We start from the raw sequence: 22069 nt of genomic DNA on the forward strand, positions 1-22069 counted from the left end.
GATCTGCCTTTGGCGGACGTACGAGCCGCGCAAACAGGAAGCATTCTTTCTCCAAGGTGACGACTCCCAGCCGCAAGATGTTCACTGCGTGGTCAATGTCGCCGTAGTTGCACGTCACGCTTGAAGCAAGCCAATTCTTCTGTTCTTGGACTTTTCGGGTCTTTCGAGCCCGTGCACTTTTACAGCGTTGCAGTTCTGGATGGGTACGCTGCTTCGGCTTTATCGAATCAGGCGTCTGTGCAGTGCAACATAGTTCGGAGCACGCTCTCGCCGGTATCGAGCGCCAACTTTGCAATCCGAGTCCAAAGGTCGGTACGTTCGCGTTGCCCGTGAAGATGCCCCGCATTCCACCGCGAGAGGCACGTAACGCTTGTGGGTTTGACCTCCCGTGAATAAAGCTAATACCTATTCATATCAAAAACTTTTTGACAGAGAAACTTTACGTTCGATATGTTTGCTATGCCGTTGGCGCAAGAACTGTTATTCGTGGGCTGCCAGCCTTCGGCTGGCGGTGGCGTCTTCGACGCCTGTTTGCCAAGGATGTGCCTGGCTGTCAAAGTTAACGTGCGCGGCGCTTGACCTCTGAGCAGGCACCTCTGTGTTCCGGCTTATGAAGCGCCGTTCGTCGATTTCACCGGCATCAGGATGCTAGCGTCAAGGCTTCGTCGGTTCGATGCGGTCTCGCGTTGCCTGCGCGCGATGGGTCATTCGTCAGTAAAGGTGCTCTGACACAGGCACGGTGACGCGCCGGCGCCGCACGCCTACCGTAGCGGTTTCTCGAGTCGGCCCGTAACCAGGTCGCGCAGTGTCAGGCGCTGTATCTGTGAAGAGGCTTCTGGCTGTTCGCCGTGAACGGCACGACATTGCGCGCGACCGACGGCACCGCCAATCGGGATCATTTCAGTGCCTTGGCGTGCATACAGGGGAGGGTGGGCGCTATCGCAAGTCGCGAGCTGTGACGTTCATCGCAATTCCCGACCCGTACGACAACCGGAGTCAATGCAAACGACTTAACGTCGACCGTTCCGCTATAGGCGAACATCCCGATGATGCAGTCCGCTCAAGACGCGACGGCACGGTTGGCTCTCGCCCCCGGAGGTTTGAAGCGAGGTGCGTCAGACGCCGCGGGCGTCAGACGACGATCTGAAATGGAGATAGGCGAGCCGGGCTGCGTAATCAAGCGAAAAGCCGATGGCGCCGATGATGACGATAACCGCCGTCAGTTCTGAGTATGCGAGCCTGTCTCTGGTGTCTAAGACAAGATAACCAAGTCCTGCGCTGACGCCAAGCATCTCTGCCGGGACGAGAACAATCCAGAGGATACCAATCGACAGACGCAAGCCTGTGAGGACGTGCGAGGCGATTCCCGGTAGGTAGACGTGCCAAAGCATCTCAAACCTGGTCGCAGCCAGACTTTCGCCCAACTGTATCCAGCGCCTATCGATATGAGCGACGCCGGAGGCGGTGCTCATTATTAGTGGCCAGACCGCTGCGAATGTCAGCAGGAAATAGACAGGGCGGTCGCCCACACCGAGCGACATTACCGCAATCGGCATCCATGAAAGAGGCGACACCATCCGCAGAAACTGCAATGTGGGCGATAGGGTTCGTTCAAGCCATCGGAAGTGACCTATCAGGAAGCCGATTGGTATGCCAATGACAAGGGCAAAGACAAGTCCCACCGCAATACGTCGTAGGCTCACAAGCGCATGTTCCAGGAGCCGCTCGTCGACAATTAGAGTAGGAAGCGCCTGAGCCGCTTTTACAGGCGAGAACTGGGCTGCCATCCCAGAGTCAGCCGCAAGCAGGCGTATAGCCAACCACCAAAGCGCGACGACCGCCACAAGTCCGGCTGTGCCTGCCAAAGCCGTTTTTAGCCAGTTACGTCGAACCGCAGACGGCGCATCCCTAGCACCTGACGCGTTTCTGATGGGGAGACTAGACAACTACCGTCTCCTGGCGGGAGAACGAATTCGACAAGCCGAACGTCTGCATCCCACCGACGGACGCGATGCTCTGCTTGACGAAGCGATCGTCGACGAGGTCGTGGGCCGCGAAGGTTGGATCGAGCTTCGTGATGAACTGGGTATCTCCCTCAACCTGAGTGACCTTCAGGCGGCGAACAAGCTCCTCTGTGTAGGAGGGGTAGGGATACGGCTGAAAGTCAATTCGCTTCTCGTGCCAGTCTGGATGGATGATTGACCGATCTGCCAGATAGCGACCTTCTTCGCTCGTCTGGGGGGCAATAACGCGTGAGAGCAGCGGTGCCGGATGGGGTGTGTAACGGTTCTTGCCTTCCTTGGAGAGAAGTCGGGCGGCCTCTTCAGGATTGGCGCGCGTCCAAACCTGGGCTTTTACGAGGGCATCGACTACTTTCTGCGACCACGCCGGGCGCCCGTTGAGATCACGCTCGTGCATGAAAACCACGCAGCAAGCGTGGTCACGCCAAACGTCACCGGTGAATCGAAGGACTTTGCCAACCTTCAGGTTCTCTACGGCCGCATTGAAAGGCTCGGCAACGATGAAACCCGCAATTTGCTGAGACGCTAAAGCCGGCGGCATGTCAGACGGGGACATCACCACCAGGCTAACTTCATTCGGTTTCAATGCCCCCGACTTTTTCAGAACGGGGGTGAGGCCTTCTGCGCGGAGCATATCCTGCAAAACCACGTTATGTACGGAATACCAGAACGGAACTGCCACTGTTTTGCCTCCAAGATCCGACATCTTGTTTATTTCGGGCAATACAGTCAGAGCAGAACCGTTGATGTGATTCCATGCAACGACTTTCGCGGGCGCCTGGCTTCCGTACCTCGCCCAGATTGTCAGTGGCGACAGCAGATGAACGACATTGACCTGCCCAGAGAGGAACGCTTCAACGAGTTGTGCCCAGCTCCGCAACAACGTTGGTTTCTCTGCCGCAATCCCAGAGGCTTCAAAATAACCGTTGTTATGTGCTACGAGGAGAGGGGTTGCGTCGGTGATCGGCAGATATCCGATACGTACTGGAGCATCTGGTTCTGTAGCAGCTCGGGCGTCGAGCGCACGTATGAGAGGTGCCGCACCGGCAACGGTGAAAATCGACGCGAGTTTTAGCCACTCTCGTCGGGACATTGGAGCTTGGCACATTAGTGGTCATTCCTTCTGTTATGGTCAGGCTGCGTGCGCCATGGATGTCTGGAGAGCTTGCAGTATCTCGATCCGGAGACGGCCAAGCGCCTCAATGTGGGCGTCGCGTGGCTCCGGTATGTCGAGCACCCACTGCTCAATAAGCGTTCCGGATGTCCCTAATAGAATCACCCGGTCAGAGACCAGGAGGGCCTCGTCTATGTCATGCGTCACAATGACCGTCGCCGCCCCGGTATCCCGAACGACCTTGACGAGCAACTTCTGCATGTCGGCTCTCGTGACCTCGTCGAGCGCACCAAATGGCTCATCCAGCAGCAACGTACCTGGCTCACGTGCAAGGCATCGGGCAAGCGCCGCCCGTTGAGCCATGCCGCCGGAGAGCTGGGAGGGCATATAACGCCCAGTCTGAAGTAGACTCACTTCGTTTAATGCCGCAATTACACGCTCCCTACGAATTGCGCGTGGAAGTTTTTCTTGGCGGGCGAAACCCAGACCGAAACCGACGTTCTGCTCGACGTTCAACCATGGCAGCAGACAGGCGTCCTGGAATGCCAGTGCGACATCTGGGCGCGGACCCGACACAATCTCGCCTTTGATACGCATTTGCCCCGATGTCGGCTTGAGCAGACCGGCCACGATTCGCAACAACGTTGATTTGCCCGATCCGCTAGGCCCGAGGATTGAGACAAGCTCGCCGGCGCGTACCGCCAGATTGATTCTGTCCAGCACGTTTTTGCCGGAATATTCGAGCGATATATCTAGAATTTCAATGAGGGCCGTACTCATGCAGCTTGTGATCGCTTGTGTTGCAGGAGCTGGGATTTAAGCTGGACCAGACTCGGTGTCACGATTGGAATGAAGGCCGCTTCCCTTGTGCGTCTTGCCGCACCACTTTGGCCTCTTAGGTAACCTCGGCCCCCGGTCGCCTGGACCTCAAGGCGAACTGCCGCATCCGTCGCATAGGCAAGCGCGATTCGCAATTCGAACAGGCTTGACGGGTCGGCAAGTGAACGTCCACTCACTACATCGCTCTTCAGCGTCGCCGAAAGGAGCTCCACCTTTTCCTTAAGGCTTTCTGCTTCAGCCTGCACCGCGGCGCGCGATGCAGGGCTTGTTGCGAAAACCTCTCCAAGAGCCCTGCGGGCAAGGCCAACAGACATCCCGCACTGCAACCCGAGAAACGCGGGGCGAACCCTGGACAAAAATGCGGGCGCATCGTCGGCAATGAGGAACTCATCTCCGACAGTGGCGCCGTTCAGTCGGAGCGCCGCTGTGTTGCTCGAGCGAAGCGCGATTAGATCGAGATCCTCGCTACGCTCTACACCAGGGATGTCAGACGAAATCGCGATGATTGATGGCTTACGGCCGTCGCCATTTTCAAATGCGGCTGCGGCCAGAAAGCCTTCTTTCCTGAGGTTCGTGATCCAAGGCAATCCACCGTTCAACTTCCAACCATCCTTATGTGGCTGCGCGGTCATCTGGAGCTTTTCGATCGCTGACAGGTATTTCATCGCGTTCGAAAGCCCGGTCGCGCCTGCCATCTCTCCACTCAGCAGCGACGGAAGCCAACGGTCTCGAAGGCCTGTGTTTGATGATTGGACTACGTACTCGATGAACGTGCGTTGTCCCCAGAATACAAACGCGGCCGTCAACGAATATTCGGCAACATCCGCGACAGCTTCAATGGCTTCGGCGATCGACGCGCCTGTCCCTCCCGCATGAGAAGACACACCGATGCGAAACACGCCGGATCGACCCAATTCGGGCAGGACGTGGGGCGCGAGCGTCTGGCCCGCGTCGAGCTCATCGGCATTCCTTTCCAACCAATTTGCAAGCTCCGGCGAACGGAGCTCGGACGTCAGCCTCGCAATATGGGAACCGGTCATACAGTGCTCAGTTTGGGCTGCCAGCGGTAAGTCGCCAACTGTTCGTTCAGATCATTTTGCGAAAGGTTGTTCGCAAAATTGCAGAGAGTGGCAAGGCTGACGCCAAGAACGACTTCTAGGGCGTTCGCGTCGGTAAATCCGGCACCGCGGAATGCTTCCAGTGCTTCGTCGGACACTGCTCCACGGCTCGCGATGACAGCTTTCGTGAACACTGCCACCGCGTCCAGTCTCGCGTCATCGATCTTTTCCTGACCTCGGATCCCGTCAACCAGCGACTGAGGTAACTGAGCCTTTTTCAAAGCGACAGCAGTATGCCCCGCAACGCAAAAGCCACAGCCGTGAATCGCAGCGGCGGTAATCTGAATTACCTCCCGCTCAGCTAATGTCAGCCCGCTGCGCCCATTAATCTCAGCTACGGTCAGATAGGCTTCGAGCGTTGTGGGGGAGTTTGCAAGCGATGCGATCAAATTTGGGAGAAAACCATTATTAGCTTGAGCTTTTTCGATGTATTTCCGGCTTGCTTCGGGAGCGGTCTCGGTAGTGTGTAGGGTCAGGCGGCTCATAGTCAGTCCCGGATAGAAAACCGCATTCTCGAGACTCAGTGCCGATCAGACAAGACGAAACTGTCTGGGCTTTTGTCGCGATTGTCTCGGAATATCGCACCAAACACCCAGGCGCCGCATCAGTGCACTAAATCGGTCGCAAGGGGTGGGGCTGATGCAACCGCCTGAGATTTTTCGCGTCGATAGGCCCCCGGTAAAACTCCTGTCTCCCGCTTGAACGCCTGCGAAAATGCAGACTCAGAGTGGTAACCCACACGGTGGGCCACCTGGGAAGAATTGTTGCCTTCCCGAAGCATGGCAGCGGCGACTTTCATCCGAACGGTCGTGACAAATTGGGCTGGTGGCAAATTGCTTACCTCGACAAACCGCTTGCAAAACCGTGCGCGCGACATGTGTGCGAAGTTGGCCATGCTTGCGGTGGTCCAGTTTTCCTCTGGCCGGTCAATGATCGCGGACACAAGCGATGCAAACTCCGCCTGCCTCATGAGAGACCACAAGCCCGGTGTGAGTTCATCTTTTAGCGCCATGGCACGCAAGGCGTAAAAGAAAAGCAGATCGGTCAGGCGCGCCATCATCGCCGTCGGGGTGTCTCCCGAGCGTAGAGCTTCGACACGAATCAGTTCGAATACCGTACGAGCTCCCGCCAGCTCAGGAACATCGTGCTTTGCGACTATATAGTCTGGTAGCGCTGCGAGTATCGAATCACTGATATCAGATTCAAAGTCGAAGAAGCCACAGGCGAGCCCAACGCTGGCGGCAGCCGGATTTTTCCCGTCTTTGAGGTGGCCCGGAACCTCATCCGGCGTCAACGGGACCATCGTTCCCAGCCGAATGACAGCTTCCAGTGAGTCGGGCGCGAGTTCATTGGGCGAAAGGCAATGCGGCATGTCTTTCAGCAAGAACACTGAGTCACCCTTTGCTAATCGAATGCTTTCGGCACTGTGCCCATGGCGAGCTGGTACGTGGAGCCAGCAGTATCCGTGCAGGATCACATGAAAACTGGCCCGGCCCAGTCCCGACGTCGACGCCCGCCAGATGCCGCAATACTGTCCGACGTGGAACAACGCACTTTTCAATTCCAGCTCTGAGAGCAGCCAATCGGCGATTTGGTCAGTGTTCGACATGGTGGGTGCGCGTAGACGGACTAAGCACGCAAGGACCATCTATGGCGATATCAGATCTCTTTGCGCGTAGTTTCTTACCATATTCAGCTTACTGCACAAACGCAACGATTGAATTCTTAGATTGATATATCCAAATCGCGAGTGACGAGCCTATCATTTCTGTAAGGAAATTTCTGACTCCTTCCAAGCCAATCCATCCGGTTAGCTATCCGGTGTTGTTCTGCCGCGATTTCGATTCCGCTCGCAACAGACACGTTCGAGATAGACGCGAGCTTGAAATGATGGCGAGCTAAGCATACTCAGTACACAGCTGACGTGGTGGGGTGAACGCGTTACGTGCACTCCATGCTATTCGGCGTTGCTCTGCAGATATTTGTGAACAAACGCAATTGCCATGCTGCCCTCACCAACCGCCGAAGCGACGCGCTTAACCGGGCTCAATCTAACGTCCCCACAGGCAAATACACCAGGAACGCTCGATTCGAGGAGGTAGGGGTCTCGGCTATGCGACCAGAGCCCTGCCTTAACGACGTCGTCACCGGTAAGAACATATCCACGTGTATCCCGAGCGATTTCCTGCGGCAACCATTCGGTTTGCGCATCGGCGCCGATAAAAATGAATAAGGCTCCACAGGTGTGCCGGCGCACTTCCCCCTGTGACCTGTCGCGTATGTCGATTGCTGTCAGATATGTTTCACCGTGTGCACAGACCACTTCCGATCGGAGTTGCACCAGCACGTTTGCCTTTTCTTCGAGCTGCTCAATAAGATAACTCGACATACTCCTCTCGAGTGAGTCACCTCGCACGACCAGAGTCACGGTGCGTGCATGATTTGCAAAATACAAAGCAGCCTGTCCGGCCGAGTTACCGCCCCCGACAAGATAGACGTCAAGCCCATGGGTGGCGTTCGCTTCGCTTCGTGACGCGCCGTAGTACAGGCCTTTGCCGACGAATTGGTCAAAGCCCTCGATCGCGAGGCGCCGCCACGTGACACCGGTCGCAAGAATAATGGTTCTCGCTTTGACGACGTCTCCTCCATCGAGGCGAACGCAGCGCGCGTCGACATCAATGTGCGCGACTGACCGCGTCGTCAGAATCTCGGCTCCGAGTCGGGTTGCCTGTTGCAATGCCCGGCTCGAGAGTTCGTTGCCTGAAACTCCGTTGGGAAAGCCGAGGTAGTTTTCGATGCGTGAAGAGGTTCCCGCCTGGCCGCCTGGCGCCTCGCGTTCTAGCACGAGAGTGCACAAACCTTCTGATGCACCGTAAACTGCCGCAGCGAGCCCGGCGGGGCCGCCACCGATGATCAACGTGTCGTACTCGGCGCGGCGCGGTCGCGTCGGCAGACCCAGTGATTCGGCAACTTCGCTTATTCCAGGCTGGATAAGCACGGTCCCATCGGCCAACAGCAGCGCCGGACAATCTTCCTCTGAGGGACATGTTCCGGGCCAGATTCCCGATAGGTCGGGCGCATCGGGCGTCGTCCAGTCGTAACTTATCTGATTGCGCTCCATGAACTGGCGTAGCGCTACGCACGTCGTGTCCCAGCGACCGCCCACGATTATCGCGCGAGGCTTGCGCGGCTCGGCGACGACACCCTGTAGACCGCCGATGCTCTCTCGAGCGAGCATCCCAATCTTGAACGCGATCTCTGGCGACGCAGCTATAAGCGCATAGTAGCGCTGCGTGTCCACGCGGATTACGCGCGTAGGTTCGGCAGCTCGATACGCAATGAGGAACGGCGAGCTCAGCGCGAGCGGCACTTCACCAAAAGTGGTTCCTGGTAGACGCCAGCCCAGCGTGCGGTCAATGCCGTCGAATTTCTTGACCACTTCCACCTTGCCGGCAAGCACAGCGTACAGCGCTCGCTCCCCACCCTCATGGACTGCGAATTCACCCGCGGAAAGCTGAAGGTCTGCTGATGTCGTCGCGAGACGCTCCGCTTCGCTGTCTGGAAGCGCCGAGAAAAGAGGAATCGTGCGGATGTCGTCAATTGTCAACATTTCTTTGTCCAAGCGTGTGAGTCGGGCGGAATCTGGCCAAAGCCGGTTCAGATCGGCAGTCAATCAAAATAAATGCCCCAATGCGCGGCCCAGCTACCCGGCCTAAAAATGCAAGCTCATCGCCGTCAATCTCTGCGCGCGCGTGTCACAAACGTGCAGCAGACAATCCAGGTGCAAGTCTGGTACGTGTCGTCCCGGTGCAAGTGCTCGCGAAGCTACAACCGCCCCTCGCTGTGCAAATGAGTGGCTCGCAACTCCGGAACTGCGGCCGTGCAGCGACGCATTTAACGACGCGGTTGGCTGTTTGTTAAGCAGAGGCGATTTTGTGATCATTTCGCTGGTGATCGACCTTGAGTTGCAGAGGTGATCCCTTGGCGTTTATTTTCCAGTGTGGCCAGAACAGAATTAGTAAGGTCAAGCAGCGTCGAATGATATTCGGCGGGCAACGAAACATCATCCATCATCGACATGACATCTTCGATGCGTCGTCGGAATGATTGGGTCACTTCGATGCGCTGCAATGGCGCAAGGTACGGAATGGCGGCATCAAAAAAACTTCCCAGAACCATTGCACGTGCGCTGAAAACGCTCATTGCTTTCGTGCTTTCAGTCAGAATTTCGCTCACCCCGGTAAGCAAATCGGTTGAATTGTTCACCTTCCTCTCCTCCAGAACGTTTGCCAGTCAGTTGCGTTGGTTTCAATTGGACCGCACACCTTCGAAGTTTTTGCGACGACCAGCGTCGGCCGGGATTTTATTGGCCTTCCACGCGGTGGATGGTTGTCTGGTCCCGATGCGAGTGTCGCCTCGTGGGAACTCTTCGTATTCCACGCGGACGACTTCGGATCCGTGATCTGGAAAACAGCGACGGCGTCGCGCAGCGCCTGTGCTTGCTGTGCCATCGAATGTGCGGCAGCCGAAGACTCCTCGACTAAAGCGGCATTCTGTTGGGTTACCTGATCCATCTGGGCTACGGCTTGGTTTACCTGTTCAATTCCCGTGCGCTGCTCTTCCGAAGCCGCCGAAATCTCACCCACAATGCCTGTGACATGATTAACTGAGCGAATAATTTCACTAATCGTGCCCCCGGCTTCTTCTACGAGTTTCGAGCCCGTGTCTACCCGGCCAACAGATTCACCGATTAAGTGCTTGATTTCCCTTGCTGCCGTAGCGCTGCGCTGCGCTAGAGTGCGAACTTCGCCCGCCACAACTGCAAACCCGCGACCCTGCTCCCCAGCACGAGCTGCCTCGACCGCCGCGTTAAGCGCCAGGATGTTCGTTTGGAACGCGATTCCCTCAATGACGGTGATGATTTCGGCCATTTTGGACGAGCTTTCAGAAATCCCACGCATTGTCTCGACCACGCGTCCGACCACACCGCCGCCACGCTTAGCAACCTCCGAGGCGGTGTTCGCCAAGTGGGTGGCTTGTCGCGCATTGTCCGCGTTTTGACGGACGGTGGCGGTGAGTTCTACCATGCTCGATGCTGTTTCCTCAAGTGAAGCCGCCTGTTCCTCAGTGCGTTGGGAAAGGTCCGTATTGCCAGCCGCAATCTCTTGAGAAGCTACGCCGACCGAGTTGGCCGATTGTCGAACCTCGATGACGACCTCCGCTATGCGTACTAGTAACGCATTGAAGGCGGCGGCGGTCTCGCCAATTTCGTCCATGCGGTCAACCTTGGCCAGTCGGGTCAGGTCTAAGGATTCGCTCACTAGCTGCAATGTCCGTTGCATTCTGTTCAAGCCTGCGCTGATCAAGTGATAAAGATGCACACCCTTAACGGCGGTCACCGCAACGGCTGCTCCCATGCAGACGACCAGTAGCCAGAATGCCCGGTTATAATCAATCCGATTTGCATCGCGCAAATCCTGGCTGAGTTTCTCGTTATAGGCGATGTGACGGTCGAAGGCTGAAAGCAGGTTGGCACTTGCTACATACAATGCACCGCCCTCAACATGCATAGCCTCGGCGCCCCCCGAGTCACCTGCTCGAGACTTTTCCAGAAAGCTTTCCCTGAGAGCTCGATACTTGGCGAGGTTCGTCTTGTCGACTTCCAGAAATTTTCGGTCGACGTCGTCCGAAACGTCGTCATGTTCGTATGCGGCGATGTGTTGATCGACGTTTCGGTCCAAAGCGGAGATCGCACGCTCATCTGCTTCCTTTTCGGGACCGCTCGCACTGAGAAGGTGTCGATAATTGAGCTTTCCAAAGCCTGTGATGTCGACTTTCGCATCGTCAAGCTCCTTAATGCTAGGAATAATGTTGGCTTGGACGTATTCAAAACGCTGCTGGGCCTGGTTAAGTCGCCAGAGGCCGACACCTCCCACCGCAATCATGGCCAGCAGCGCGATAGACAGTGTGATGACAAGACGTCTGGAGAGAGTCATTCGGATATCCTTCAAGGTTATTCAATTGTTGTCGGTTCAGGCCAAGCAGGTCTCGAGCGTCGGCGTCAACTCTGTGAATGACTGTTCGACTCTGAAGAAAAACTAAAGCATCAGGGCTGCATTTGTTGCACCTTGTGGTAGTGCATCTGCGCTGATCCTCGTCAGCGATCTCGGATCCTTCCGGCCAACGAGGCGGTCAACTCGGACTGTTGTCAAAACCAACTACCCTGAAGAATTGACGCTTTACACGTGGTCGGCGCGAGACTGGCATCAATTGTCTGGGCTGCTTGCAAGGGTGAACCGACAATCCGTATTAACAGCGACCTCCCGACATTGGAAATGAAGCACGCGTTCCGTGACTACTCCAAATAGCACCGGTCGGATTGGGTTGGGCATGCACGCGGGCGTTTTGCTTCGAGATACAGATTTCTGGAAACCTACTTGACCTAGATCCTCAAGTTAGATCCCGTTTCCATATGGCATCCCGCAGATCTCCGCTTACTACTGCTTTGCAGAAACGCTACGGCGAAAGTCGACCAAAAAAGGGTGCAATTCGATTCTCCGCTGACTGAGAGGGCTCCATTGACCGAGGATCATCCAAGTATTGGTGGCAAAACAGAAATAGGAGTTTTTCTGTTCCCAATGAGGCCGTTGCCCAGGTATTGATAAAGGCATGCCGCTGCCCATACACGCGTCAACGGAACACATAGTGAATCTTTCGGGCGTCCTTGATGAATTGCATTCGCTGGAATCCGACGTATGCGGTTTGTTGCCCGTCGTTTCCGGCCTTGCGCGAGATGGTATTTGCGAAGAGTGCCGCATCAATATGGAATGCTCCCACCGCGCTGACGAAAGTGGTTGTATCGGCCGGCGAAAAAGCAACTTATCTGACGAAAAGCCTCGAATCTGGTAGCGCTGCTGTGTCGTCTTTCGTGTGCGTAAGGGGCTTTGCAGGGCTAATGTCATTCGCACAATGTGCGCGGAACAACCTAGCCCCGCGAGCCGGTTAAATCTGCATGAATACATCCGAGCGGGCATGCCGTATCGGACGGTTTGCATATTTAGTTTCCGATCTCGTGAACCGTAAGATTGTTCGTGAGATCCGTGACGCCGGCGGTCTTGCCTGCGGTTTGCGCGGCCAGCGAAATCTGACCATCGTCCGGCACCGTACCGACCAGCGTAACGTGGCCGCCCTTTGCGAGCACTGTAATATCCGCCATGTTGAGATTCTTCGTGTGCGCTAACGCCAAGCGAACTTTCTTTACGAGTTGATGATTCTGCGCCCGCATCTCTTTTTTGCTCAGCGGTGCAGCCGGGGCTGATGCCTGCGGCGCGTCCTGAGCGCTGGCCAAGTTCGCGAAAGTGAGGACGGTGGCAATTGTTCCGGCCGTCAGGGCGTGTTTGTATGGTTTCATAAAAATATTTTCCAGAAAGTTGATGGAGCAATAGCAATGTTTGCGGCGGCCAACCACAGCGGCATTCTGCGCACGCCGGCCACGAACGTGTTTCATAAAAGCCTTGGCTTTTCTCGTAATCACTAATATTTTTGCCGATGTCCGTTTTCACGGGCCAGCGTGCAACCGTTGCGACGTGACGAGCGGGTGGCAGCCTGAAATATGAAGTTGAATTTCCGGGATATGTTTAGCGTCATCGTCTCGGCGGACCACCGCGCCGCGCGTCAACAGAGTGAGCTAGAATTGTCTATGTTCCGAGTCTGGTTTTTGCAATGCGTATTACGCCCAGTACGAGGACGGGCTGTCGATGCCACGCGCGGCCTGCAACGATAGTGAATTTATTCGAGTGACGGAGCAATGACGCCTTGCGGCCTGACCGTGGAACGAGGGATGGCCGTCGGGACGTGAACAGACCTCAGGCTTTGAATCAATGATTTGCAGTGGAAAGGTTTGCTTCACGGCATAGAGGGTGTGGCCGTGATGATTGCTTTGGTAGTTCGATTCGCAGTTGTTACACAGCGACTCAAAAAAGGGCTGCGGGTCTGTTTTTTCTAAACGAACGGGTGAGGAGACCGACTGAGCTTTGGGCTTACGTTCATCATGGGTCGACCGATGTACAGTCGCGGCAGTGTTCGACACACAACAGCCTAATTTCGGAAACAAGATGGACGGTATATTTGGTCACTCAGCGCCAATCGTAGGGCCAGGAACAGTATCATTCGTCATGGAAATCGCCGGTCAACAGATACGTTGCTCCATATCTATCGACGCACTAGAACTATATTTCTGGGCTGCGAAGGGTTCTGACGAGGCGCACTTGTTGCGGGCGTTCGATAATGGGAAGGCGCGTATCGCTGCCGTAGCGGAGCGAAAATGGCGACGATTGCGTAATGACGCGATAGCGCTAGGCGCAGCCGACTTTAAACTTTGAGGAATTGCCGTCGTACGGCTCCGCTCGAGTTTTTAGTCTCACTACTGTCGCGGGCGAACATTACGCGCGGAATGAAGCACAATGCTATCGAATCGTCACATCGCTCTGACAAAGAAGGCTGGATTGCCGAAGTTGCCTGTGTACGGCTCCTAAATCAATATTAAATCTGAGAACCCTGCTCGAGAATCCCAGGCGTTCCATCTTGAATGATCTGGTCGACAAAACCATCCCCTGCGGGTATGTCACGCAGTAAGGCGGGGTTCGGCGGAAATGGAAAATGTGTTGCATCTGCCCGATGCAAGGAAGTTATTTTTCCCAAGCCGCCGTACAGGACGTAGATCGGCTCGAAAACTTTGGAGACAGCGGTGCATGTACTGTCTGGATGTGACTATTTTCGTAGCGAGCGTTTCTCTATGGGCGACGGGTCACTCAAAGCGTTCCGCAGTTCCCGCATGTTTGCCACGGCGGTGTGAACCAGATCCGCACCGGCTTTATCATGCAGGACTCTGCTGATCGTTAAGTATGCTCTATCGATGGCAGGTGCCAATTTTTCGCCCGCATCAGTGGGAAAGATTGACCATTCGCGAGCGTCTTCTTCTCGTTGCCGTCGGTCAATGAGCCCTTTTCTGTACAGGCTATCCACAACCCGTGATACCGTCGATGGTGTAACGCATAGCTCCTCGGCGAGTCGGGCGGGAACCTCGCCAGGTGTACTCAAAATCAGGTCAAGCGCAAGCGCCTGAGTGGGAGTCAAACCAAGTGGTGCAAACGCGACTGTCTGCTCACGCTCAAGAAGGCGGGAGAGTGCGACAGAATTGAAGTAGATACATTCTTTCAACATGTGCGCGTCAGTTTTTTAATGCGGCTTGGGTGGGAAACACATTCGTGTGAGCAGGATTCGGCGAATCTGGGCAACGTGAAATATACGGGAGACACATCCACGGCAGGCGAATAGTTGGACGAGAGTCCCTACTAGACGTGCCTATCCCTTTGTGTCGTGCGGATGGGTCAATGCAACAGCCCGGGACGACGAGCGAATATCTCACGTACTCCCGTCACGTACTGTAAGAAATGATCGGTGACTTTTGAAATCGCCCGGTCTAAAGTAACCTCGATTCATCTCTTCAGAGAGACGCAGCGTGTGCCGTTCAGCTTACAAAGCAGTCCACGAGTCGCTATGATCGTCGCGGGAAAGGATCCGAAGCTCCCTTCGAAGGCCCCGACGGCCACTAGAAGTTGAACTGCACGTACAGTTCACTGAAGTTGATGCCTGGGTTGGGATGCTCAAAGCCGGCATTTGAAAGATGCTGAAATCTGAAGCCAACTGCGTAGTTCTGGTGCGAGCCGAACTGGGCGCCCAATCCAACCATATCCGCAAACTGGAAAGACGAGGACCATGTTCGATTGCTGGTCTCCCGTACATGGGAAAGAAGTCTCACACCGACCCCGGCTTCCACATAAGGTCGGAACCAGCCGCTGCTTTTAATAACCCGGAAAACAGGTGTGAGCCCGAACTCCCAAATGTTTGGATGCGCAGCGTTGTTCTCTCGTATGTCCCAATACGCCGCATGTGCTTCACCGAAGAGAGTGACGTGGTAGCCACCGATTGGCCACCACGACAGCCCCGGGTCCCATACTGCTCCGACATCTGCTTTCCTCACGTCGTGATCCGCAACCCCGCCTGCGAACTGTACGCCAAACTCCGAGGCGTGAGACCGTGGCGATGCCGCGACTAGCAAAACCAGAATCGCTGCGTGAAGCAGGGTGTTTTCACGTTTTCGCATGGGTATTCGAAGATATAGAAGTTCGGGGCGGCGGTCGCGATCTGAGGAAATATCCATAGACCTGAACAACTGAGTTTTGCGTAAAGGACAGTGCTCCTCGCCGGGCGCGTTATGGGGGCGTGCCGGCGACGACATAGGCTGTCAGCGGTTTGGCGATGAGTGGAGGGGTAGTCCACCTTGTGCCGGGAATTTAATCAAAGCCGTGTTATGCAGACCCGCCGCGGCCTATCAAAGCGGACAGCAAAGTCATGCAGCGTCCGGCGATCGTGAGCGACACTTTGCCCTTTTAGACTGGTGTCATAGTGGTACGCCCGTTGATTACGGATTGACGGTGTTTGACGAAGCGTGTGTCGCCGTGTGTGGTATTGCCGGATGATCGCCCGGTAGCCTTCGTCTACCAACTTTATCCATGTGTCGCCCCGCTCATTAAAGCCATCGATACATATCTATCCATTGCGTTAACGAACGGGGTAACAGGTCAATGATGCGGCATATCTTTGCGCGAAATCGGCGCGGTATGAACCTTTGCATACTGGAACGGAGGGGTTGCTTTGACTGCTTCCCGCGTAGCTCCAGCCCACACCAACTTGCCGTCTACAACGTCAATCTGGCCGATTGGAATGGCGACATCGTGTTCTGATACTCCCAGAAACTGATGGGCCGCCACAATTGCGAACGATACGGAGTTGTCCGGGGTGATCATGATGTCGTGCAGAACACCAACCTTTTCGCCATTTTCATTAAAGACGGGTTTCCCGAGCAGACTCTTCTTCACGCTCCAGCCGTTGACCACAATACTGTCTTGCTCAACGGTCACCCCGATGACCTGTGCGCCAGCCACTTGTGCTTCGGCTCGAGCCGAAGCAAATCCGAAAACAGCAACAGCAACAAGAAGTGACAACTGTTTTGAAACGTTCATCTATCTACTCCGGTCAGATTTTTTGAGAGCAATCCAGACATCTAGTCCGAACGGCGCGCCGTGTCCCGTCCTCGCCGGTATGGTTGCGGATCGCGCACAAGGAAATCGGCATACGGCTCGCACATTCTGCTGTACAAATGACCGGTGGGTTTTCAAAATCGCACGAATTCGATAGCAGCTTACGTTGGGCGAAGTACTTCCAGCCCAAAGTCGCACTTTCTGAGCGAGGGCGTCGCCGCGTGACGTTTTGAGTGCGAGCTTACCTCGCAAGGAGAATTATGGGAAAGTGTGATCCCGCAACATCACGAGCAGGTTCTTTTGTGGCAGTCTATCTGCAGACTGGTGGTCTGTTCTCTTGCGTAGTTCTTCTTCTAGAACGGCGATATACTGAATCTAAGGATAAAGAGTCTTCGTTATCTATTGAGTCGACCACAGCCTGTAAGGCATTGAGCATACTGATTTTTCTAGGGCGTAGAAAGCTATGGACGAGTCAGGATATAAGCGTGTTGCGGCGGTCCAAAGACCTACGTGCGCCGGGAAGGAGGAACCTCGCGGCGATAGACATTCCCGTAGGCATCCTCGGTGCGGACTGACATACTGCATAAGCAAAAGCACGATTCCGGTTGGGCCCGGTTTAGAAAAATGACTTAATTGTCGGCCGATTCGGAGAAGTTAGGGGGAACGAGTTTGTAATACAACGAAGCGAGGAGATGCTAGCCCCAATCCGACCGAGACTCCGCCGACTTGCCGGTACGATGTTTGAGGGGATCGTGAGTTGAGACAGCTTGCAACAGCATCCATGATCACTGTCGGCGTCTCAGCAGCTAAATCGGTGTGATCGTCACAAGACGACTGTCTCGAAAACCTGATCAGTAGCCTCCACTTCGATGGATGGGCTGATTCGATCCCAGTGACCGTGTGCTCGGTGCGTCCACATTCAATCGCTTGCAACACGGTACCTATCGCCTCGTTCTCGCTGGAGTCAGCCCGGACCTAGTCCCAAGGCTCGAAGCTACTCGGATTCAGCCTGTGAAACTGGTTAAAAAGCGCATTTTCGAATCCGTTTGAATCCGCGCTTTCCTTCACTTTGCACTAGCCATTAAATCGGTCCATCACATTTGTCACGGCGGGACATCTCTGGAATTTCTTCCTGAACCGCGGACGCGACGGATTGGATACGACCGGATTCCAGCAACAAGCGACGCAATGCTTACGCGATACGACGCTTACGAAGATCCGCCGCCTAAGTAGACGCCGGGTCATCGATCATCGGATCGGTCGCCACAAATCCGAATCAATCTCGGGCTTTCAGCCGGGGGAATAGCTCTAACGCGTTCCCACGCATAATGGCATCGCGAAGCGCACCGGCGAGCGTTGGCGTTGCGTCAAGTGCCTCAGCCAATTTTTCGGCCTTCGCCCGCGGAGTAAATGGCCAGTCGCTGCCATACATGACGTGGCTTTGATCCGCGATCTCGAACAGCGCCGGAATTCCTCGCGGTACAGGATAGCCAGCGAGGTCGAAATATAGTGAACGGATGTCCGCGAGGATCTCCTCGCCAGAGAGAGGACGAGGGAGACCGAGCACTGACATGCTTCCAATTACGCGGTCCACGATTAGCGGTAATGCTGCGCCAGCATGTGGGACAATAAATCGGATGTTTGGATGTCGCGTAACTACACCATTCAGAATGAGATTCGTTACAGCGCGAGTGGTTTCAAAAATGAACTCGAGGGTAGGGCGAGGGTAGCCAAGGCCCGACCCATGGCAACAGGGGCAGGCAGGCGAAGTCGGATGCAAGAATACGATCGCCCGGCGCCGGTTCAACTCGGCAAATAGTGGTTCAAACTTTGGGTCACCAGGATATAGACCATGGAAGTTGCTTTTGAGCACAATACCGTCGGCCTTGAGCACGTCAAACACATGCTCAAGCTCTAAAAGTGCACCGTCAACGTCCGGAAGAGGCAGCGATGCAAATAGTCCGAACCGTTCTGGGTAGTCGCGCATCGCTTGCGCGCCTTGTTCGTTGACAAACCGAGATAGCTTCCTGGCAGCTGTGTCGTCGCCGAAGTGGACTCCCGGCGACGAGATCGACAACATCTGTGTCTGCACTTGCATACAGTCCATCAGATCGAGCGCCTGGGCGATATCCCATTCAGGCAAGAAGGGCATCCCGTCGGGATGCGAGTGGCCCGCAGCAATTATTTCTTCCCGATACCGTGTAGGCAAATAGTGAGCGTGTACGTCTATGCGCCCGCGTTGCACCGAATGTCTTTCGATTGACAATTTATCCGCCGCTTCCATCTATCTAGTCTCCCTATTGCGAAGTATTGACAGGGTCGATGATATTTCCGATAGTTCGCGCAGAAAACGTCCCGGCTATCATACAGACTATGAAAAAATCTCATGAAGGACCTGACAACCTTGATTTCCTGCTCGTGATCGAGGCTATCCTCGCGCACAGGACGATCACCGGGGCTGCACGGGCTCTGGGTGTAGGTCAATCTGCGCTGAGTCACGCGCTCTCTGGGCTTCGGGAGAAGTTTGAAGACCCTCTTTTTGTCCGGGTTGGCAACGAGATGCGACCGACTCCGCTCGTTGTGGAGCTGGCGGAACCAATCGGTCGATCACTGAAGATTGTCCGTGAAGAGATACTGTCGAGACCGGAGTTTGATCCTGCGACGACCACTCGGACATTCCATATCTGTGTCAGTGAAACCGGGTCGTTCATTATAGTTCCGCGTGTTTTGCGCTTGCTCAGGCACCGCGCTCCCCTTGCGCACCTGATCATGCACAATACTCCGCGCTCCGAAATTGCTGGGGCGCTTGAGGATGGCAAGCTGGATGTTGCTATCGGGTATCACCCGCACTTGCGAACAAGCTTCTATCAGCAATTGCTCTTTTCGCGCGCGTTCGTCGGAATCGTGAGCGAGAACAACGCGCGCGTGGGCGACTCTGTGACCTTGAAGCAGCTTTCTGGCATACCCGTAGTGCGTACGCCGGGGACGAGTGTAATAAATCAATGGTTGGATCAGAAGCTTTGGCGCAGTGGGAAGATGCAAGTCGCCCTCGAGTCGCAATATGTGATGGCGCTGGCACCAATTCTCGCGGAGACCGATTGGATGGGCATCATTTCCGAAGAATTGGTTTCCGCGTTTAAGAAACTGGCTCGCCTGCGAGTCGTCTCGTTGCCGAAAGACGTTCCACACGTCTCGATTCGCCAACATTGGCATTTGCGATACAAGGATGACGGTGCGAATCGTTTCTTGAGGGAGGTGGTGTACGACGCTCTCCGCGACGGATAGGGGGCGTCGCTGTCCGACCCCGAGTCAATCTTTAGAGTATGAATGTGGTTCATACGTCGTATGAGTAGATCGTGGATTGACTCATGGATGTCACGCTTGTAATTTTGCGCACTGTGCCGTGCGGAGCGCGGTGCCTCAAAAAAAGCGGAGACACTAGATGAAGAAACCATTCGCGATAGCGCACTCTGCGTTATCCACGGCCCATGCCCGAACCTGCAACGCACGATACCAAGGCGGGGCAAATGTTACTCGTCAGGAACAACTGGTAACTACTCACGTCTTAGCCGCGATTGTCGGTCATGCGGGCTTGAGGTCTCTCAACATCAATTCTGACCGTATTTCGGAACCGCGATGACCACCTCCCGATCTATCGCAGTGTCGGAACTAATTGATGATAGCCCTATCAGTCGTTTTCAAATTGTCACATGGCTTCTATGCGCCTGCGTTGCCTTGATCGATGGACTCGATTCGCAATCGATAGGCATAGCCGCGCCGTTTTTAGCAGACAAGTTGCACCTTGATCATCGGCAACTTGGCATCGTGTTCTCTTCGTCGGTGTTTGGTGCGGCAGTAAGCGCGATTGTGCTCGGTGCGCTTGCTGACGCGATTGGGCAAAAGCGGATCTTAATTTTCTCAACGATTTTGATTGGGGCGGGAACACTTCTTACGGCGTTCAGCCGGTCTTTGTTTGAGCTTTCGGCATATCGAGTGTTGTCCGGAATCGGCCTTGGAGGTGCAGTTCCATGTTTTATCGCACTCGCCGCAGAGTATTCACCTGAGCGTCGTCGCGCTGCTGTCACAAGTCTCCTTTGGGCAGCCTTTCCTCTTGGCGGGATGGTCGGTGGGTTCCTCAACGCCTGGATACTGCGGCACGAAACGTGGAGAGCCATTTTCATTGTCGGAGGGGCCCTGCCTTTTGCGCTTGTGCTTGCTCTGGCGCTCTGGTTACCTGAATCGGCCCGTTTTCTGGCTTCGGATCCTCAACGCGCCCGGGCACTTATGCGTCTCAAAAAGCGACTCGGAATCGCGCCAGGTACCTCAGTCCTGCCCGGTGAGTCCCCAGCGCAAGGTTTGGCAATTCATCTCCTTTTTCAATCCGGAAACTCAATTGCGACGCTGCTTTTGTCCGGGATTTTCTTTACGGCATTTGGGACTTTAGCCGTCTCTGTGAACTGGACTCCAGTTTTGCTTCGCGCTGGTGGTATTGGTGCAGCCGACGCAGCCGTAGTGATTGGTTACCACAGTTTTGGGGCGCTAATCGGGATGGCTATTGTGGGCAGGATGATAGAGCGGTTCGGCGCGGCGCGTGTCCTGATTCCCGCTCTCGCTGCCGGCGCAGCTTCGGTGGCATTTACAGCAATCGCCGGCTCGTCGACGGCGCTTGCAAGTTTCGCGCTCGCCGCAGTAGGCGTCTTCGTCGGGATTGGTGCGTCGGGCGCCATCGCAGTAGCGGTCCTGGTCTATCCGCCAGCGATTCGCTCTACCGGAGTCGGCTGGGCCATGGCCTGCGGACGTTTTGGTCAGGTTCTCGCTCCTCTTGTGATTGGCGTCCTCTTAGAAAGTCATGTGACTCCGGGCCAAGTGTTCATCTATACGGCGATGGCACCCGCCTTTGCTGCCGTGTTGACGCTCCTGATGAAGCTCATTCAGCTTCTTCCCGGCAGCGACGGCACACTTCCGGCGCCTCCGGTGGCAACCCATTAGATGTGAGTGAAGTGTGCCTCTCGGCGGGCTACGCAGGAGGCTTTGGCGGTGTAAAGACATTTGCTGAACGTTATGCGCGTATTGGAGCACGTAAGGGTGATAGATAAGACTTGTACATCAATTGATGCAGCAGTTGCCGGCATCTCGGATGGCTGCACGATTTTGATCAGCGGATTCGGGAACGCAGGCATGCCAACGGAGCTTGTCGAAGGCTTACTGGAATTGGGTATTCGTGATCTGACTGTTGTTTGCAATAACGCGGGTAACGGTGATCGCGGTCTGGCAGCGCTTCTGAAGGAGCGGAGGGTATGTAGGGTTATTTGTTCTTACCCGCGAGCAATTGACTCATACGTCTTCGATGAGTTGTATCGGGCAGGCGAAGTGGACCTGCAACTCGTCCCGCAAGGCACTCTGGCAGAGCGAATGCGCGCCGCCGGAGCGGGCATAGGGGGCTTTTATACATCAACGGCCTTCGGCACGCGCCTCGCTGAAGGCAAAGAGACGCGATTGATTGATGGCAAGCCGCACGTTTTTGAGAACCCGCTGCCAGGCGATGTCGCGCTTATCAAAGCGTACAAAGCCGATCGATTTGGAAACGTTGTCTATCGAAAAACTGGTCGGAACTTCGGTCCCGTTATGGCGTCTGCTGCAAGACTCACCATCGTCCAGGTTGGGGAAATCGTACCGGTTGGTCAACTCGATCCTGAAGCCATTGTCACGCCGGGAATCTTCGTGGACCGCGTAGTTCGGGCGAGTGCCGGGGGGAGCCAGATAGTATGAAGATCACAACTGGCGAAAGACATTCCAGTATTAGCGCGAGCGTTTGGGATGACGCCGCGTCAAGAGCGCACGAAGTTGGACAAGGCACCGCCTCGGAAAGGCTGT

Annotated in this window: 18 protein-coding genes; 4 read left to right on the forward strand and 14 right to left on the reverse strand. The window is 55.3% G+C overall.

Translation table 11 applies throughout. The features are described 5' to 3' along the window. Window positions 1-1115 precede the first annotated feature (1115 nt). From FQ705_RS11235 to FQ705_RS11280, 10 genes are all read right to left on the reverse strand, one after another. Entirely contained in the window at window positions 1116-1946 is an 831-nt protein-coding gene (locus FQ705_RS11235; RefSeq protein ID WP_409934692.1) for an ABC transporter permease, read from the reverse strand. Then, complete coding sequence (locus tag FQ705_RS11240) at window positions 1939-3129, reverse strand: ABC transporter substrate-binding protein (RefSeq protein WP_144140759.1); 1191 nt, start codon at window positions 3127-3129, stop codon at window positions 1939-1941. Before FQ705_RS11240 ends, FQ705_RS11235 begins: the two co-directional genes overlap by 8 nt. 24 nt (window positions 3130-3153) lie before the next feature. Further along, window positions 3154-3915, reverse strand: a complete 762-nt coding sequence (locus tag FQ705_RS11245; RefSeq protein WP_144140761.1) for an ABC transporter ATP-binding protein — start codon at window positions 3913-3915, stop codon at window positions 3154-3156. Further along, entirely contained in the window at window positions 3912-5015 is a 1104-nt protein-coding gene (locus FQ705_RS11250; RefSeq protein WP_144140763.1) for an acyl-CoA dehydrogenase family protein, read from the reverse strand. Before FQ705_RS11250 ends, FQ705_RS11245 begins: the two co-directional genes overlap by 4 nt. Continuing rightward, the gene (locus tag FQ705_RS11255) at window positions 5012-5578 is read right to left on the reverse strand and encodes a carboxymuconolactone decarboxylase family protein (protein ID WP_144140765.1); all 567 of its coding nucleotides are present in this window, start codon (window positions 5576-5578) and stop codon (window positions 5012-5014) included. Before FQ705_RS11255 ends, FQ705_RS11250 begins: the two co-directional genes overlap by 4 nt. Before the next feature lie 119 nt (window positions 5579-5697). Beyond that, window positions 5698-6702: an AraC family transcriptional regulator gene (locus FQ705_RS11260; RefSeq protein ID WP_144140767.1), complete on the reverse strand. Its 1005-nt coding sequence runs from the start codon at window positions 6700-6702 to the stop codon at window positions 5698-5700. Window positions 6703-7050: 348 nt separating this feature from the next. After that, on the reverse strand, window positions 7051-8703 hold the full coding sequence (locus tag FQ705_RS11265; protein ID WP_144140769.1) for an FAD-dependent oxidoreductase: 1653 nt from the start codon (window positions 8701-8703) through the stop codon (window positions 7051-7053). A gap of 329 nt (window positions 8704-9032) precedes the next feature. Further along, on the reverse strand, window positions 9033-9359 hold the full coding sequence (locus FQ705_RS11270) for a hypothetical protein (RefSeq protein ID WP_144140771.1): 327 nt from the start codon (window positions 9357-9359) through the stop codon (window positions 9033-9035). Next, complete coding sequence (locus FQ705_RS34820; RefSeq protein WP_144140773.1) at window positions 9356-11089, reverse strand: methyl-accepting chemotaxis protein; 1734 nt, start codon at window positions 11087-11089, stop codon at window positions 9356-9358. Before FQ705_RS34820 ends, FQ705_RS11270 begins: the two co-directional genes overlap by 4 nt. Window positions 11090-12150: 1061 nt before the next feature. Further along, window positions 12151-12600, reverse strand: coding sequence for a BON domain-containing protein (locus tag FQ705_RS11280; protein WP_260854443.1), 450 nt, complete (start codon window positions 12598-12600; stop codon window positions 12151-12153). 607 nt (window positions 12601-13207) lie between these two features. Between FQ705_RS11280 and FQ705_RS11285 the strand changes: the two genes are divergently transcribed. Next, complete coding sequence (locus tag FQ705_RS11285; RefSeq protein WP_144140775.1) at window positions 13208-13474, forward strand: DUF1488 family protein; 267 nt, start codon at window positions 13208-13210, stop codon at window positions 13472-13474. 388 nt (window positions 13475-13862) lie between these two features. On the opposite strand, the gene FQ705_RS11290 is transcribed toward FQ705_RS11285, so the two are convergent. From FQ705_RS11290 to FQ705_RS11305, 4 genes are all read right to left on the reverse strand, one after another. Continuing rightward, complete coding sequence (locus FQ705_RS11290) at window positions 13863-14315, reverse strand: MarR family transcriptional regulator (RefSeq protein WP_144140777.1); 453 nt, start codon at window positions 14313-14315, stop codon at window positions 13863-13865. A 388-nt stretch (window positions 14316-14703) separates the two neighbouring features. Beyond that, window positions 14704-15258, reverse strand: a complete 555-nt coding sequence (locus FQ705_RS11295; RefSeq protein WP_144140779.1) for an acyloxyacyl hydrolase — start codon at window positions 15256-15258, stop codon at window positions 14704-14706. A 478-nt stretch (window positions 15259-15736) separates the two neighbouring features. After that, complete coding sequence (locus tag FQ705_RS11300) at window positions 15737-16177, reverse strand: PRC-barrel domain-containing protein (RefSeq protein ID WP_144140781.1); 441 nt, start codon at window positions 16175-16177, stop codon at window positions 15737-15739. A gap of 1294 nt (window positions 16178-17471) precedes the next feature. Next, a complete protein-coding gene (locus tag FQ705_RS11305) occupies window positions 17472-18479 on the reverse strand; it encodes an amidohydrolase family protein (protein WP_144140783.1) in 1008 nt (335 codons plus the stop codon). An 89-nt stretch (window positions 18480-18568) separates the two neighbouring features. Here FQ705_RS11305 and FQ705_RS11310 point away from each other — a divergent pair, with 89 nt between their 5' ends. The 3 genes from FQ705_RS11310 (at window position 18569) to FQ705_RS11320 (ending at window position 21964) form a co-directional block, all read left to right on the forward strand. Further along, the gene (locus FQ705_RS11310; RefSeq protein WP_186307826.1) at window positions 18569-19480 is read left to right on the forward strand and encodes a LysR family transcriptional regulator; all 912 of its coding nucleotides are present in this window, start codon (window positions 18569-18571) and stop codon (window positions 19478-19480) included. Window positions 19481-19831: 351 nt separating this feature from the next. Next, entirely contained in the window at window positions 19832-21184 is a 1353-nt protein-coding gene (locus FQ705_RS11315) for an MFS transporter (protein WP_144140787.1), read from the forward strand. Window positions 21185-21280: 96 nt separating this feature from the next. Continuing rightward, on the forward strand, window positions 21281-21964 hold the full coding sequence (locus tag FQ705_RS11320; RefSeq protein ID WP_144140789.1) for a 3-oxoacid CoA-transferase subunit A: 684 nt from the start codon (window positions 21281-21283) through the stop codon (window positions 21962-21964). The last annotated feature ends 105 nt before the right edge of the window (window positions 21965-22069 follow it).

The sequence above is a fragment of the Paraburkholderia sp. BCC1884 genome (assembly GCF_900996225.1).
Taxonomy (GTDB): domain Bacteria; phylum Pseudomonadota; class Gammaproteobacteria; order Burkholderiales; family Burkholderiaceae; genus Paraburkholderia.